The organism is Curvibacter sp. APW13 (genome assembly GCF_032337135.1).
Taxonomy (GTDB): domain Bacteria; phylum Pseudomonadota; class Gammaproteobacteria; order Burkholderiales; family Burkholderiaceae_C; genus Allorhodoferax.
This window is the reverse complement of sequence record NZ_JAVXZZ010000004.1, coordinates 174,358-188,974: the sequence shown is the minus strand read 5'-3', so window position 1 is coordinate 188,974 and position 14,617 is coordinate 174,358. Positions and strand designations below refer to the sequence as shown.

The window sequence follows — 14,617 nt, the reverse complement described above, 5'->3', positions numbered from 1 at the left end:
CTGTGTCGCGCAGACGACACCGGCATTTGCGGTGCTCGTTTTTATTCGTTTTGCTTCTTACCATTGCGCCGGTTCGCCGGACGGGTGCACCACCCAGACCCGATGCCTAGCAGGGAGACAGTCGAAACCGAAGGTACCCAGGCTGCGACAACGCGCGGTGGCACGCATCACCCAGCGGCGCAGTCCCACGAGGAGACACAATGAAGCAGTGGATGAGATTCCTTGGCGCGATGGCCGCGCTGCTGGCAGCGCAGGCTGCCCAATCTGCCACCCAGGCAGAAATGTTTGCGCGCCCTGGCGCGATCGGCGACTCGCTGTCGCAAGGCTTCTACGGCGTGACCGTGGAGAAGAAGACCCAGGACTGGGCCTACCCGGTGCTGGTGAGCAAGCAGGCAGGCTCCAACCTGTCCTACAACGTGCTCGAAGGCCCCTACCTCAACCTGGAAGACGTGATGAAGGGCAACTGCGGCCCCTTCTGCATGGCCGGCTCCATCATCGGTGGCAATGGCGCCACCGTGTCGCTTCCCACCCATGCCGGCATTACCGGTGCCGAGTACACCTCGGTGCTGCGCACCAGTGGCCAGTGTGCCGACGTCACGGCGCGCAAGATGGAGCGCCAGTGGTACTGGGCCACCTGGTACTGGTACACCTACCGCTGGGTGGAGGTGGCCGATTGCCAGGAGCCCGACAAGTTTCACCAGTACGGGCTGCGCAGCTCCGGCACGCAGATGGAAGTGATGGAGAAGGTCAAGCCCACCTTCCTGTTCGGTACCGCAGCGGCCAACCATGTGCTGTGCACCGCCTTGCACACCGGCACCAGCTGCCTGGACATGGACCGTTTCAAGCGTGACTTTTCGGAGACCATGCGCCGCCTGGCCGCCATGGGCAGCCTCAAGGGTGGCGTGCTGTTCACCATTCCGAACGTGACCAGCATTGCCTACCTGGAAAAGTACACCGACCCGCAAGGCCGCGCGGACTACAGTGGCCTGAAGGCGTTCTACCGCAGCAGTGTCTCCAGCCCGGACCAGGTGCTCGATGCCAATGAAGTGGCCACGGTGAGCCAGTTCCTGGGCACCATGAATGCCGACATCAAGGCCCAGGGCGCGGCCATGGGCTTTGCCGTGGCCGACCTCAAGGTGGTGTTCGACGACATCCGCGAGAACGGCCGCCCCATCACCGGCCCCAACGGCACGGCCCCCGCTTTGGCACGCGCCAACTGGCCCCTGCCCAACCAGCCCGGCCTGTTCGGTCTGGACGGCGTGCACCCCAACATGCTGGGCCACGCGGTGTTCTCCAACGAGCTCATCAAGGCCATCAACGCCAAATACGGCTTTGCCATCCCCAAGGTGTCGGAGTACTCGGCCTGGGCCAACGACAGCCTCAACCGCAACCCGGTGGACATGAAGGACTTCCTCACGAACAGCCTGCTCGGCCAGGTGATCTCGTGGGTGATCAGCATCTTCGCCTGACCCAGGCGTGACCATGGCTACCGTGCAACGCCGCCGTCGCCAGCTCACCGCCGCAGCCGCGGTGGTGGTGGCTGCCGTGCTGGGCTGGTGGCTCTGGCCGACGCCGGATGCCAGCGTTGAAGCGGCTGCGGTGGTTCCGAACGTCGGCAGCGAAGGTACGGTCTTCGGGCCCCTGCGCGCGGCATCGGCGCCCGGCGTGCAGCCAAGCACCGCGGCGCAAGCACCTGCGCCCGGCGGTACGCTGGACGAGGAGACCCTGCGCCTGTGGCCGCACCTGCGCCAGCCCGCACCGACGCGTGAGGAGCAGGCCGCGATCCAGGCCCAATGGAGCCGCTTTGCGCAGCAGCACCCGGACAATCTCTACCTGCCAGCCTCCATGCAGCCGGCCCTGACGTCCGAACAGGCGCGCGCGGCGCGCCAGCGGCTGGACAACACCACGGCCGTGGAGGCGCGCCAGGCGGCCCAGAGCTACGCACTGCGCTATGCCGAGCCAGGCCAGCCGCCCCCGAGCGCACCCGCGGCACCGGCCGATGCCGCCATGCAGCGCGACTATTTCGACTACAAGATCCGCGAACTCGAGTCGCGCTTGCAGTTGGTCCACTTCTACCTCGCCAATGGCCAGCCGAGTGCGCAAAAGCGCGCTGCGGCCAACAAGGACATCCAACAATGGACCCGCGAACTGGAATCGCTGCGTCAGGGGCGCGCGATGCTGCCGTCTTCGTGAAACGCCGCGCATTGACCCTGGCAGCCTGCATGGTGCTCGCGCTGTACGGTGGCGTGGCCTGGGCACAGCCATCGGCATGGCAGACCCAGATGCGCTCGCCCCAGCCCATGGAACGGGCCCAGGCAGCCTTGGCCGCAGCCCAGGCGCAGGACCGCAGCAGCATTGCGCTCTTGCGCGAGCTGCTGGCGCGCGATGCCCAGCCCAACGTGCGGGCTGCGGCCGCTCTGGCCCTGGGGAGCCTGCAGGACACGACTTCCACGCCTGCCATTGCTTCCCTGCTGCAGGGTGCCAGCGGCGTGGGGCCGGACATCGTGCTCGATGCCCTGGTGCGCATGGGCGATCCGCGCGGTGCCGTGGCGGTGCTGCCGCTGCTCGATGCCGACGACGATGTGTTGCGCCTGCAGGCGGTCGAGGCCCTGGTGCAGCTCCAGGCACACGCGCTCGGCCCCCAGGTGCTGCAGCGGGCCCAGGCCAACCGCGATCCAGCCAAGGCCAAGACCTACGCAATGGCCTTGGGCAAGCTGCAGGTACGTGCGGGTCAGGAGTACCTGCTGACCTTGGCACGCCACAGCGAGCCGTCCCCCACGCGCTGGGCCAGCTACCTGGCGCTGGGCCGCATCCGCAGCGAAGCTGCCATCGATGTGCTGGTCGATGCACTGGAAGCACCGTTCGAGAAGGGGCGCGAGAACGCCCAGCAGGCCCTGACGGAGATTGCCAGCGGCAAGGCTGCACCCAAGCTGTGGCCCCTGCTGGAGCACGGTGAACGCAGCGTGCGGTTTGCCGCGGCCGAGGTGCTTGTGGGGCTGAAGCACACCGGCACTGACGCCGCCCTGTTGCGCGCGCTGGACAAGCCCCAGTCGCAGGCCGCCGCCGCCCTGGCACTGGGAAAGCGCAAGGTGGCTGCGGCCCGCGAGCCCATCCAGGCGGCATTGGCCCGTACCGAGGCCAGCGAGCGCGAGGTGCTGGCCCAGGCGCTGGGCTGGCTTGGCGACCAGCGAGCCATCGCCGTGCTGCGGCGCGTGCTGGTGGAACCGGGCGGCGAGGGGCGTTACGGTGCTGCCTGGTCGCTGGGCGTGCTGCAGGCACGCGAGGCGCGGGAAGAGCTGCAGCGGGCGGCGACCGGCAGCGACAACCGGCTCGCCCTGGTGGCCATGGATGCGCTGGGCATGCTGGCCGATCCGGCCAGTGCCGACTTCCTGGCGCGCCAGGCGCAATCCAACCCGGCACAGGCCCTTGGTGCCTTGACCGCCTTGGCCCAGGTTCCGGGCGACGCGGCCCGCAAGGCGCTCGAATCCATGGTGCTGCACAAGGACGACCGGGTGGCCCGCGCTGCGCTGCAGGGACTGGCCCAGCGCAAGGACGGCGCCAGCGTGCCGGCCCTGCTGGACGCCTTGGATCGGGTGGTGGTGGACAACCGCAAGGCGGTGCACTATGCCCTGACGGCGATCACGGGGCAGCGCTGGAGCACGCCCACGCAGTGGCGCCAGTGGTATGCGACGGCGCCGCGCTGACGGGCCGCCGGTAGGTCCCCTTAGCGCGCGGGTGCCGGGGCTTCGACCGAGTACCGTGCCAGGAAGCGCCGGTCGATACGGTCCTTCCACCACCAGACCCAGCGCCCCTGCGCGCTCCACTGTCCCCAGCTGGCGATGGCGGTGCGGTTGCCGCAGGACAGCAGGTTGAGCGTGCGTGCCGGGGGCTGGTGGGCATGCAGGGGTTCGTTGCGGGCCAGGGCCGCAAGGTTGCGCATCAGCGCGGGGCCGGAGCGCACGGCATAGACACCGCTGCGTGGCAGTTCGCGGTCGCCCCGGCGGCAGACGTCGCCGACGGCGAACACATGCGGGTGGCTGGTGGATTGCTGGAAGGCGTTGACCAGCACGAAGCCCTGCGCGTCCAGTGCCAGCGCGGAATCCTGCAGCCAGCGCGGCGCATGGGCGCCCACGGCGATCAGGGGCACATCACAGGCCAGGCGGGCGCCATTGGACAGCAGCACCTCGCCGTCGAGGAATCCCGTGGCGTTCTCCTGCAGCACCGTGATGTTGCGTTGCTTCAGGGCCCGCGCGATGCGCGTCTGCACGGACTCAGGGTAGTTGGCGCCCGGTGGGTGGTCGCCGCTGACCAGGGTGACCGCACTGCGCGGCAGGCGTTGCTGCAGCGCCATGGCCAGTTCGATGCCACCGGCACCGCCACCGATGACGGCCATGCGCAGGGCGCGCTCGTCACCCATGGCGGCCACGCGCGGCCACAGGGCGGCAAAGCCTTCGATCGGGCGCAGGAACAGCGCATGGGTGCGCGCGCCGGGCATCGCCGCTTCGATCTGCTCCCGGTCCTGCACCGGGCCGGTGTTGAGGCTGGCCCAGTCGAACGGCAACTCCATGCCGTTGTCCAGGCGGACCATGCGGGCATCGGCGTTGAAGTCAGTCACGCTGGCCTGCAGCCAGCGTACGCCGGCCCGTCGCACCAGTTCGGCCAGTGCAATGGCGCAGTCGTCGATGGCGTAGTGCCCGGCCACCATGCCCGGCACCATGCCCGAGTACAGCTGGCGCGGGTAGGGCGCTACCAGCACCACCTGCACGCCGACTAGGGGCTCCTTGGCCAGCTGCGCCAGCACATGCACGTGGGCATGCCCGGCACCGAGCAGCAGCAGGGTGTGCGGCTGGAATCCGGGGCCGCTGAGTGGACCTTCGGTGTCCAGCGCGTGTTGCAGGTGCTTGACTTTCATGGCCCCCGATTGTGACGCAGCGGGCAGGCGCGGTCAGCGCCGCTGCCAGGCGAAATAGCGCTGCAGCCAGCGCAGGGCCGCTGTCGGCGCATGGGCGCGCTTCCAGGCGCCTGCCGCGTACTTGGCCGATTCGCTCCAGGTGGGATAGGGGTGCACCGTGCCCAGGATCCTGTTCAGGCCCAGGCCATGGGTCATGGCGAGCGTGAACGGTGCCAGCAGCTCGCCGGCGTGGCTGCCGACAATGGTCGCCCCGAGGATGCGGTCCCGACCCGGCACCGTGAGCACCTTGACCCAGCCACGGGCTTCGCCGTCGCACAGGGCGCGGTCCAGGTCGTCCAGGTCGTAGCGTGTGACTTCGAAGGGAATGCCGCGGGCTTGGGCTTCCTGAACGTTCAGGCCCACGCACGCCACTTCAGGGTCGACGAAAGTCACCGCAGGCAGGTTGCCGTAGGGAACCTTGAAGCGCCACAGCCCCCCGAGCAGGGCGTTCACGCTGGCGTACCCGGCCTGGTGCGCGGCGGCATGGGTGAGCTGGAACGGGCCGGCCACGTCGCCGGCCGCATAGATGTGGGGCAGCAGGGTCTGCAGGTAGTCGTTGGTCTGCACCGTGGCGTGTGCCGGGATGCCCAGGCCTTCCAGCCCCAGGCCGTCCAGCCGTGCCTGGCGCCCCAGGGCACACAGCAGCTCGTCGAGAACGATGGCTGCCTGTCTGCCAGCGGTTTCGACCACCAGCCGCTTGCTGCCGTCGGGCGCGCGCTCGCAGCGCAGTGCGCGGGTGGCGGTATGCACACGCACGCCGTCGGCTTCGAGGGCGCTGCGCACGGCCGCACCCACGTCGGGGTCTTCGCGCTGCAGCAGCTGCGCTGCCAGCTCCACCAGTTCGACCTGACTGCCCAGGCGGGCGAAGGCCTGGGCCAGCTCGCAGCCCATGGGACCACCGCCCAGCACCACCAGGCGTGCGGGCGGCGCATCGCGCTTGGCCATGGCATCCCACAGGGTGTCGCTGGTGAGGTGGCCGATGTCTGCCAGGCCGGGCAGCGCCGGCACCACGGGGCTGGCCCCCGTGGCGATGACGATGCTGCGCGCCGTGAGGGTCTGCACGCTGCCGTCGGCACGGCGGATGTCCACGGCCCAGGGGGTGCGCAGGCGCGCCTGGCCCTGCAGCACCTCAACGCCCAGTGCGGTGTAGCGCTCGATGCTGTCGTGCGGTGCAATGGCAGCCACTGCCTGCTGCACGTACGCCATCACTTTGGGGAACGAAATTGGCACCTGGCCCGTGTATTCATTGCGTGACCAGCTATCAATACCATAGCGACTGGCGTGCCGCGCCTGGTCGGCGGCGCGGGCGCAGCGCAGCAGTGCCTTGCTGGGCACGCAGCCCGTGTGCAGGCAGTCGCCCCCCAAGGCCTGGGCTTCCACCAGGGTGACCTTGGCCTTGAGTGCTGCGCCCATGTAGGCCGACACCAGCCCGGCGGCCCCACCGCCGATGACGATGAGGTTGCGGTCGAATCGCTGCGGGCGCTGGGCTGCCCATGGGCCCAATGCGCGGCGCGCCTGCACCCATGCGAGGGCTGCCTTGGCGACCCAGGGGAACAGGCCGAGGGTGACCAGCGCACCCAGCACCGGGGCATTCATCACATCCGACACCGAGCGCAGCTGACCGAGTTCGGTGCCGGCCCAGACGAACACGGCCGTGCCCGGCAGCATGCCCAACTGGCTGACCCAGTAGTAAGTCCAGGTGCGCTGGCGCGTCAGGCCCATGGCCAGGTTCACCAGGAAGAACGGCACCACGGGAATCAGGCGCAGGCTCAGCAGGTACCAGGTACCGTCGCGGGTCAGCCCCGCGTGGATGGCATCCAGGCGCGGACCCAGACGGCGGGTGACGGCGTCGCGCAGCAGGTAGCGCGCGCTCCAGAACGCGAACGTGGCGCCCAGTGTGGACGCGAACGACACCAGCAGCAGCCCCCAGCCGAAGCCCAGCACCGCACCGCCGGCCAGGGTGAGCACGGCCGCACCCGGCAGCGACAGGGCTGTCACCGCCACATAGAGCAGAAAGTACAGGGCACGCACTGACCACGGGTGCTGGGCATAGATCCGGGTCCATTCTCCCTGGGCGGACTGCAGGTAGTCCAGGCGCAGGTAGCGATGGGCGTCTGTGGCCCAGAACAGCGCGACCACAGCCAACAGCGCCACGGCCAAGGCGAATCGGCGGGCCGTCATTGCAAGGCCTTCCAGCCCCACCACAGCCGAGTGGCGATGGTGAGTACGCACAGCGTTGAGAACCCATAGGCCAGCGCGGCGAAGTGCTGCGGCCACAGGCACATGGCCACGAAGCAGGCCAAAGTCTCGAAGCCTTCGGTAAGCCCGCCCAGGAAGTAGAAGGATTTGGTGGGGTAGTGCGGGTTGCGCAGGCCACGCTTGGCCGCCAGGGCGGCAAAGGCCAGGAAGCTGCTGCCCGTGCCCAGGAAAGCGGCCAGCAAGGTGGCGCTGGCCAGGGCGTTGTGCGTCGGGTCGGCCACGGCGAAGGCCAGCGGCACGCTGGCATAGAACAGGAAATCGCCCACGATGTCGAGGAATCCTCCGGCATCGGTCGGCTGGGTCTGGCGGGCCAGCGCACCATCGAGCCCATCGAGCAGCCGGGACAGCAGAATGCCCAGGGCGCCCAGCAGGTAGCCCTGGGCCGCAATCCAGGCGGATGCCCCCAGGCCGGTGGCCAGCGCTGCCAGGGTTACTGCGTTGGCGCCCACGCCGCAACGCGCCAGGGTACGGGCCAGGGGTGTCAGGACGGGTTGCAGCAGGGGCAGTACGAAGCGGTCCAGCATGGTTGAGGGGCCACCGCCGCAGGTGGCGAAGCGGCAATCCCCTAGAGTAGCAGTTCCGCCACGGTGTCCCAGGCCTGCGGGGCCATGCGGCCTTCGTGCCGCGCCACCACCCGGCCCTGGGCGTCGAGCACCAGGGTCAGGGGCAGTCGGGCGTTGGCGGTCAGGCTTCCCATCCAGTACGCCCTCATGTTGGGCGGCAGGGTAGTGGAGCGCGCAACAAGCTGCTCGTAACCCTGCCAATCCGCGCGGTGGGCGTCGACATTGAGCGTGACCAGCTGGAATGGCTTGTGTGACCACCCCGCCGCATTGGCGCGCAGTTCGGGCAAGGTCGAGCGGCAGACGGCACAGGCGGTGGACCAGACAAAGACGACGGAGACCTTGCCTTGCGCCGTGCGCGCATGCACCACGCCGTCGTCCATGGCGCGGGCCTGCCATTGCAGGGTGTCGCCCAAGCGTGCCATGGGGATGTTGGCGGGCACCGGCTGGGCCACGCTGAAGGTGGCATGGAGGAAAAGCGTCAGGGCAACTGACCGGGAGCGGGCGGCGAGGGGCATGGGGTTCCAGGGAAAGATCGACATGGCCTTGGTCGCGGCATGTCGGCAATTCTTACATTGGGAGAGCCACTTGCCGTTGGCAGGGCATCCTGCCGGCCCCGCTCAGTCGGGGTCTTCGCCGTCCGACAGGATGCGCGTCAGCGCACCCTCCATGGTGCGTACGTCCTCGCGGCTGGCGGCGATGGTCTTGGCCCTGGCGCTGTAATGGGACAGCAGGGTATGCAGCGCATGCTTCTGGGCGCTGGTGAGTTCGGGCGCGCCCAGGCGCATGCCCGCCTCATCCACGAGTTGGAGCAACGCCTTGCGGTCCCACTCGGTCATCAGGCGACCTTTCGGCTGCCGGGGGCGGGGTCGCTGGCGCGACGTTTGGCGCGGCGGCGTTCAAACTGCTCGCTGAGCTTGCGCAGTTCCTCATCGAGCCCGGCGCAGGCTTTCAGGAACAGGGGCGTGATGCTGTAGTGGTCGCTGCGGGCATCGCGGGCGTTCGGAACCTTGGTGACGTAGCCCGCGTCTATCAGCTGGCTCAGCCGACGCCGCAGCGTGGTGGCGGAGCCACCGCGCATGAGCAGCATCTGCTTCATGGTCAGGGAGCGCTGGAGTTGGTGGGCGGCTGCCAAGTCAATCAGGATGTCATGGCCGTCTGGAATGGAAGAGGGAAGCTTGCTGATGGCCAGATCGCGGATGTCCCGGATCAATACGAATGACATTGGAGGGAGTCCCTTGGTGTGCTTGTTATTGTGTCAAGCATTCTCGTCGTGATCCATCAGCACAGGCAAGACCAGATTGTGTCAAATTTGGCGCGATAGCGTGTCTGGTGTTCAGTGGGATGACGGGCCCTGCCGCGGGCCTGACGCGCCCTGTGGCCAATCCGTGCACTGCGCGTCGTTGGGGGCGTCTGCCCGGTCATGGGTGACGAGCAGCGCCGCTATGCCGCGCTCTCTGGCAAGGCCGAACACCAGATCGCGCATGCGCTGGCGCAGGGCCGCGTCGAGGCGTGAAAACGGCTCGTCAAGCAGCAAGGCCCGGGGCTCGGCCAACAGTGCGCGGGCCAGCGCCACGCGGCTGCGCTGGCCGCCCGACAGGGTAGCCGGGTCGGCGTTGGCGCAGTCGGGAAGTTCCACGTCGGCCAGGGCCTGGCGGGCCTGTTCCTCGCGTGCGCGCCGCGCCCCGCGCGGCAGTGCAAACAGCAGGTTTTCCAGCACGTTCATGTGGGGGAACAGCAAGTCGTCCTGGAACAGGATCCCGATGCGGCGTTGCTGCACCGCCAGGGGGTGCAGCGCCTGGCCATCGAGGACCACCTCTCCGGCGAAGAGCAGGTCGTCGTCCAGCGTGCCGCACACCGCAGACAGCAAGGTGGATTTGCCGCAACCGCTGGGGCCCATGAGCGTGTGCACCGTGCCAGGCGCGACATCGATGGCGAGCCCGGTGACCAGGGTGCGCGTCGGAGTGGCCAGGTGCTGCACCCGGATGTGCAGGCCGGCACTCATGGCGCCGCGATGCGGATCGCACCGTCGGCGCCGACCTCGACCGGAATGGCCAGCAGGCCCTCGCCATCGCAGTCGCCACCGAGGCAGCGACCGTCCTGCCAGTCGTAACGCGCATAGTGCACGTTGCAGGTGATGCTGGCATGGGGCATGAACTTCAGGTGCTCCTGCTTCTGTGCCAGCGGCACGCCGAAATGGGCGCAGCGGTTCACATAGGCGCGTACCGTGTTCCCACTGCGCAGCAGCAGGTAGGGGAACGCGGGAGTGCTCTCCGTGGCGGTTGCGGAACGCCAGAGGCCCATGCGGGCCTGACCGTCGTCCAGATCGGACAGCCGGGCCAGGATCTCGCCGTGCGACGGTGCTCCGGGGATCTGCTGCCAATGGCTCGGAATGCTGTTCATGGGGCGATCATAGTGGCGACTCCGCAATCCTGCGGTACTTGAGGCAGATCAAGCGGCCGCGTGCCGGCCTGCCTAGAATGGGCCTTGTCACACGTTGCAAGGGTTGCCATGTCCGGGTCCGTTCTCCGCCGAGTTGCACTTTTCGTCGTGGTTGCTGCCCTGCTGGTGGCCGCCGTCCTGTGGGCCAAGCGCCCCAAGCCCGTCCTGGTAGCAGTGGTCGAGATCGCCCAGGGCAAGGTCGAATCCAGCGTGGCCAATACCCGTGCCGGCACCGTGGAGGCCTGCCAGCGCACCAAGCTCTCCACCACCATGGGCGGGCGCATCGAGGTGCTGGCCGTGAAGGAGGGCGACCATGTGAAGAAGGGCCAGCTCCTCATGAAGCTGTGGAACGACGACCAGCAGGCCCAATCCAGTGTGGCCGCCACCCAGGTGGAAACGGCGCGCAAGCGCATGCTGGAAGCATGCACCGTAGCCGCCAATGCCGAGAAGGAGGCGCAGCGCCAGAGCGCGCTGTTGGCCCAGGGTTTCATCTCCAGCTCGCGCGAGGAGCAGGTGCGCAGTGAGGCACAGGCCCGCCGCGCCGGTTGCGAGGCCGCCACGGCCGATGTGGCCCAGACCCAGGCGCGCCTGGCCGCGACCCGCGTGGAGCAAAGCCGCACCGTGCTCTACGCCCCCTTTGCCGGCACCGTGGCCAAGGTGGTGGGTGAGGTGGGCGAGTACTCGACCCCCTCGCCTCCGGGCGTACCCACGCCCCCGGCCATCGACCTGATCGACGATACCTGCCTCTACGTGAAGGCACCCATGGATGAGGTCGATGCGCCCAAGATCCAGAGCGGCCAGCAGGTGCGCGTGAGTTTCGACGCCCTGCCCAAGCAGAGTTTTCCCGGCACAGTGCGGCGCATTTCGCCCTATGTCTCGGCCCTGGAGAAGCAGGCCCGTACGGTGGACATCGACGTGGATCTGACCAAGAGCGAGCAGGCGCCGCGCCTGCTGGTGGGCTACAGCGCCGACGTGGAAGTGGTGCTGGCGGTACGCGAGAACGTGCTGCGTGTGCCGACCTCGGCGATCCAGGAAGGCAGCAGTGTGCTGGTTGCCGGGGCAGATGGCTTTCTGGTGGCCCGCACCATCAGGACGGGCTTGGCGAACTGGGAGTTCACCGAAGTGCTGGAAGGCCTGAGCCCGGGCGACAAGGTCGTCACCTCGCTCGAACGCGAGGGGGTGAAAGCCGGTGCTCGCTATGCCATTGATAGCGTGTTACCCAAGTAATACGCGGGCTATAGCAATATATGGAACCCCAAATCAGCCTGCGCGGCATCCAGCGGGTGTTTCACCTGGGAGACTCGGATGTGCATGCCCTGCGCGACCTGGACCTGGACATTGCGCCCGGCGAGTACGTCGCCGTCATGGGGCCTTCGGGGTCGGGCAAGTCCACACTGCTGAACCTGTTGGGCTTGCTGGACAGCCCCAATCAAGGGCACTACCTGCTCGAAGGCCGCGACGTGACCACGCTCTCGCCCGACGAACAGGCCCGCGTGCGCAGCCAGCGCATCGGCTTCGTGTTCCAGAGCTTCCACCTGGTGCCGCGCCTTACTGCGGCAGAGAACATCGCGCTTCCCATGGTGCTGGCGGGACTGCCTGCACCCGAGCGACAGCAGCGCGTGGCGCAGGCCCTCAAGGACTACGGGCTGGAACACCGCGCCGACCACCGGCCCGAGGAGTTGTCGGGCGGCCAGCGCCAGCGTGTGGCCATTGCGCGGGCCACCATCATGCGCCCGGCCATGATCCTGGCCGACGAGCCCACCGGCAACCTGGACCGCGCCACGGGTGAGGAGGTGGTGCGCCTGCTTGAAGGGCTCAATGCCAGCGGTGTCACGCTCATCGTGGTGACGCACGACGCCGCCCTCGGGGCCCGTGCCCGGCGCCAGTTGCGCATGGAAGACGGCGGCCTGAAGCTGGACACCGCCCGCGACGCCACTGTGCCTGCCTGAAACGCACCATGCGCAGCACCGACCTCGTCCGCTTCGCCCGCGATGCTGCCACCGGCAACCCGCTGCGTGCGGGCTTGCTGGTGCTGGCCATGGCCATTGGCGTCGCGGCCGTGGTGGTGCTCACCGCCCTGGGCGACGGCGCGCGGCGCTACGTGATGAACGAGTTCTCCTCGCTGGGCAGCAACCTGGTCATCGTGCTGCCCGGGCGCTCGCAGACCGGCGGCTTCAACCCCGGCAATGCCGTCACCAGCACCCCGCGCGACCTCACCATCGACGACGCGCAGTCGCTATTGCGCCTGCCTGCCGTGGCCCGTGCGGCACCGCTGATCATCGGTACCTCGGAAGTGCGCTTTGAGGGGCGGCTGCGCGAGGTCATGGTGGCGGGCACCACAGCCGAATACGTGCAGGTGCGCCAGATGGCCTTGGCCCAGGGGCGCTTCCTGACGCAGGGCGACTGGCGCAACGGCGCGCCCGAGGCGGTGATCGGTGCCAAGGTGCGCAGCGAACTGTTCGGAACGCAGAGTGCCCTGGGGCAGCTGGTGCGCATCGGCGACCGGCGCTTTCGCGTCGTGGGAGTGCTGGCGGCCAGCGGGCAGGGCCTGGGCATGAATTCGGACGAGCTGGTGCTGGTGCCCGTGTCCTTGGCGCAGGCCATGTTCAACACCACCACGCTGTTTCGCATCCTCATCGAGGCCAAGGGCCGCGAGTCCATCGAGGCCGCCAAGACCCAGGTGGCAGCGCATATCCAGGCCCGGCACGAAGGCGAGCAGGACGTCACCGTCATCACCCAGGACGCCATTCTTTCCACCTTCGACAAGCTGCTGGGTGCCCTCACGCTGGGGGTGGCGGGCATCGCCGCCATCAGCCTGGCCGTGGCGGGCATTCTGGTGATGAACGTGATGCTGGTGTCGGTGACGCAGCGCACCTCGGAAATCGGCCTGCTGAAAGCCCTGGGGGCCGATGGGGCCACCATCCGCAACGTCTTCCTCATGGAGGCGGCCATGCTGTCGCTGGCCGGTGCCCTGGTGGGCTACGGCCTGGGGCTGGCGGCCGCGGCACTCATCCGGCAGATCTACCCCACCTTCCCGGCCTATGCCCCCGACTGGGCCGTGCTGGCGGGCCTGGGCACCGCCTTGGTGACCGGCATCGTCTTTGGCGTGCTGCCGGCGCGGCGCGCGGCGCGGCTGGACCCCGTGGCGGCATTGGCGAAACGATGAAGCTGGTTGACTCCTCCCGCCTGGCCCTGCGCGCCGTCACCGCGCAGAAGCTGCGCAGCTTCCTCACCTTGCTGGGCATTGCCGTGGGCATTGCCTCGGTCATCCTGCTCACCTCCATCGGCGAGGGTATCCACCGCTTCGTGCTGGCGGAGTTCACGCAGTTCGGCACCAACATCGTCAACATCAGCCCCGGCAAGGTGAAGACCTCGGGGCCGGCGCCCAGCGGCATCCCCAGCTCGGTGCGCCCGCTCACGCTGGAGGACACGGCGCAGATTGCCCGTTTGCCCAACGTGACCGGTGTGTCGCCTACCGTGTGGGGCAATACCGAGGTCGGTGCCAACGGGCGGCTGCGGCGCAGCACGGTCAACGGTGTGGGTGCGGACATGCTGGACGTGTACCGCATGAAGGTGCGCTCGGGCCAGTTCCTGCCGCCCGACGCGCTGGAAAACGCCCGCGCCTTCGTGGTGCTGGGTGCCAAGCTCAAGACGGAACTCTTCGGCAGCGAGAACCCGCTGGGCCAGCGTATCCGGCTTGGCAATGCACAATTCCGCGTCATCGGGGTGCTGGAACCCAAGGGCCAGTTCCTGGGCATCGACCTCGACGACGCGGCCTACATTCCCGTGGCACGCGCCATGGAACTGTTCAACCGCGAAGGCATGATGAAGATCGATGTGGCCTACCGCGAAGGGGTATCGGCCTCGTCCGTGGTGGGCTCCATCACCCGGCTGCTGGTAGCCCGCCACGGCCGTGAGGATTTCACCCTGGTGACGCAGGAAGACATGCTGCGCACCCTGTCCAACATCCTCGACATCCTCACCATGGCCGTCGGTGCGCTGGGTGGCATCTCGCTGCTGGTGGGCGCGGTGGGCATCGCCACCATCATGACCATTTCGGTGGCCGAGCGCACCAGCGAGATCGGCCTGCTGGTGGCGCTGGGGGCCACGCAGCGCTCCATCCTGGGCCTGTTCCTGGGCGAGGCCGTGGCGCTCTCCGCCCTGGGCGGACTGGCGGGTCTGGTGCTCGGGCTGGGGCTGGCCGAGATCATCCATTTGGCGCTGCCGGCCTTGCCGGTGCACACGCCGCTGAGCTTTGTGGCCCTGGCGCTGGCCATGTCGGTGCTCATCGGACTGCTGGCCGGGGTGCTGCCGGCCCGGGGTGCCGCACGGCTGGACCCGGTGGAGGCGCTGCGGGCGCAGTAGCAGTCGCGTCGCCACCGTGTTTTCCCCAAGCGCGTTCCAT

15 protein-coding genes are annotated in these 14,617 nt (G+C 68.4%); 7 read left to right on the top strand and 8 right to left on the bottom strand.

What is annotated here, in order from left to right:
* Positions 1 to 200: 200 nt before the first annotated feature.
* From RQP54_RS16665 to RQP54_RS16655, 3 genes are read left to right on the top strand one after another with little or no spacing between them, the layout of a single operon-like run.
* Positions 201 to 1,469, top strand: a complete 1,269-nt coding sequence (locus RQP54_RS16665) for a hypothetical protein (RefSeq protein ID WP_315679550.1) — start codon at positions 201 to 203, stop codon at positions 1,467 to 1,469.
* Between the two features lie 13 nt (positions 1,470 to 1,482).
* Positions 1,483 to 2,193, top strand: a complete 711-nt coding sequence (locus RQP54_RS16660; RefSeq protein ID WP_315679549.1) for a hypothetical protein — start codon at positions 1,483 to 1,485, stop codon at positions 2,191 to 2,193.
* Complete coding sequence (locus tag RQP54_RS16655; RefSeq protein WP_315679548.1) at positions 2,136 to 3,704, top strand: HEAT repeat domain-containing protein; 1,569 nt, start codon at positions 2,136 to 2,138, stop codon at positions 3,702 to 3,704. Before RQP54_RS16660 ends, RQP54_RS16655 begins: the two co-directional genes overlap by 58 nt.
* A gap of 20 nt (positions 3,705 to 3,724) precedes the next feature.
* Here the strand turns inward: RQP54_RS16655 and RQP54_RS16650 are convergent, their stop codons facing one another.
* The 8 genes from RQP54_RS16650 to RQP54_RS16615 form a co-directional block, all read right to left on the bottom strand.
* Positions 3,725 to 4,912: an FAD-dependent oxidoreductase gene (locus tag RQP54_RS16650; RefSeq protein ID WP_315679547.1), complete on the bottom strand. Its 1,188-nt coding sequence runs from the start codon at positions 4,910 to 4,912 to the stop codon at positions 3,725 to 3,727.
* 33 nt (positions 4,913 to 4,945) lie between these two features.
* Positions 4,946 to 7,132, bottom strand: a complete 2,187-nt coding sequence (locus RQP54_RS16645) for an FAD-dependent oxidoreductase (RefSeq protein WP_315679546.1) — start codon at positions 7,130 to 7,132, stop codon at positions 4,946 to 4,948.
* Complete coding sequence (locus RQP54_RS16640; RefSeq protein WP_315679545.1) at positions 7,129 to 7,734, bottom strand: CDP-alcohol phosphatidyltransferase family protein; 606 nt, start codon at positions 7,732 to 7,734, stop codon at positions 7,129 to 7,131. The genes RQP54_RS16645 and RQP54_RS16640 overlap by 4 nt, the downstream gene beginning before the upstream one ends.
* A gap of 41 nt (positions 7,735 to 7,775) precedes the next feature.
* Positions 7,776 to 8,312 carry a TlpA disulfide reductase family protein gene (locus RQP54_RS16635; protein WP_315679544.1) on the bottom strand — a complete coding sequence of 179 codons (537 nt, stop codon included), beginning with the start codon at positions 8,310 to 8,312 and terminating at the stop codon, positions 7,776 to 7,778.
* 78 nt (positions 8,313 to 8,390) lie between these two features.
* On the bottom strand, positions 8,391 to 8,609 hold the full coding sequence (locus RQP54_RS16630) for a hypothetical protein (protein ID WP_315679543.1): 219 nt from the start codon (positions 8,607 to 8,609) through the stop codon (positions 8,391 to 8,393).
* Positions 8,609 to 8,995: a hypothetical protein gene (locus tag RQP54_RS16625; RefSeq protein ID WP_315679542.1), complete on the bottom strand. Its 387-nt coding sequence runs from the start codon at positions 8,993 to 8,995 to the stop codon at positions 8,609 to 8,611. Before RQP54_RS16625 ends, RQP54_RS16630 begins: the two co-directional genes overlap by 1 nt.
* Before the next feature lie 111 nt (positions 8,996 to 9,106).
* The gene (locus RQP54_RS16620; protein WP_315679541.1) at positions 9,107 to 9,775 is read right to left on the bottom strand and encodes an ATP-binding cassette domain-containing protein; all 669 of its coding nucleotides are present in this window, start codon (positions 9,773 to 9,775) and stop codon (positions 9,107 to 9,109) included.
* Positions 9,772 to 10,173 carry a Rieske (2Fe-2S) protein gene (locus RQP54_RS16615; protein ID WP_315679539.1) on the bottom strand — a complete coding sequence of 134 codons (402 nt, stop codon included), beginning with the start codon at positions 10,171 to 10,173 and terminating at the stop codon, positions 9,772 to 9,774. The genes RQP54_RS16620 and RQP54_RS16615 overlap by 4 nt, the downstream gene beginning before the upstream one ends.
* Positions 10,174 to 10,320: 147 nt before the next feature.
* Between RQP54_RS16615 and RQP54_RS16610 the strand changes: the two genes are divergently transcribed.
* The 4 genes from RQP54_RS16610 to RQP54_RS16595 are packed head-to-tail and all read left to right on the top strand — an operon-like array spanning position 10,321 to position 14,577.
* Complete coding sequence (locus tag RQP54_RS16610; protein ID WP_315679537.1) at positions 10,321 to 11,439, top strand: efflux RND transporter periplasmic adaptor subunit; 1,119 nt, start codon at positions 10,321 to 10,323, stop codon at positions 11,437 to 11,439.
* Between the two features lie 20 nt (positions 11,440 to 11,459).
* Positions 11,460 to 12,161: an ABC transporter ATP-binding protein gene (locus RQP54_RS16605; protein WP_315679536.1), complete on the top strand. Its 702-nt coding sequence runs from the start codon at positions 11,460 to 11,462 to the stop codon at positions 12,159 to 12,161.
* An 8-nt stretch (positions 12,162 to 12,169) separates the two neighbouring features.
* Positions 12,170 to 13,378 (top strand): ABC transporter permease, encoded by a 1,209-nt coding sequence (locus RQP54_RS16600; protein ID WP_315679535.1) that lies wholly within the window; start codon positions 12,170 to 12,172, stop codon positions 13,376 to 13,378.
* Positions 13,375 to 14,577 carry an ABC transporter permease gene (locus RQP54_RS16595; RefSeq protein ID WP_315679534.1) on the top strand — a complete coding sequence of 401 codons (1,203 nt, stop codon included), beginning with the start codon at positions 13,375 to 13,377 and terminating at the stop codon, positions 14,575 to 14,577. Before RQP54_RS16600 ends, RQP54_RS16595 begins: the two co-directional genes overlap by 4 nt.
* Positions 14,578 to 14,617 lie beyond the last annotated feature (40 nt).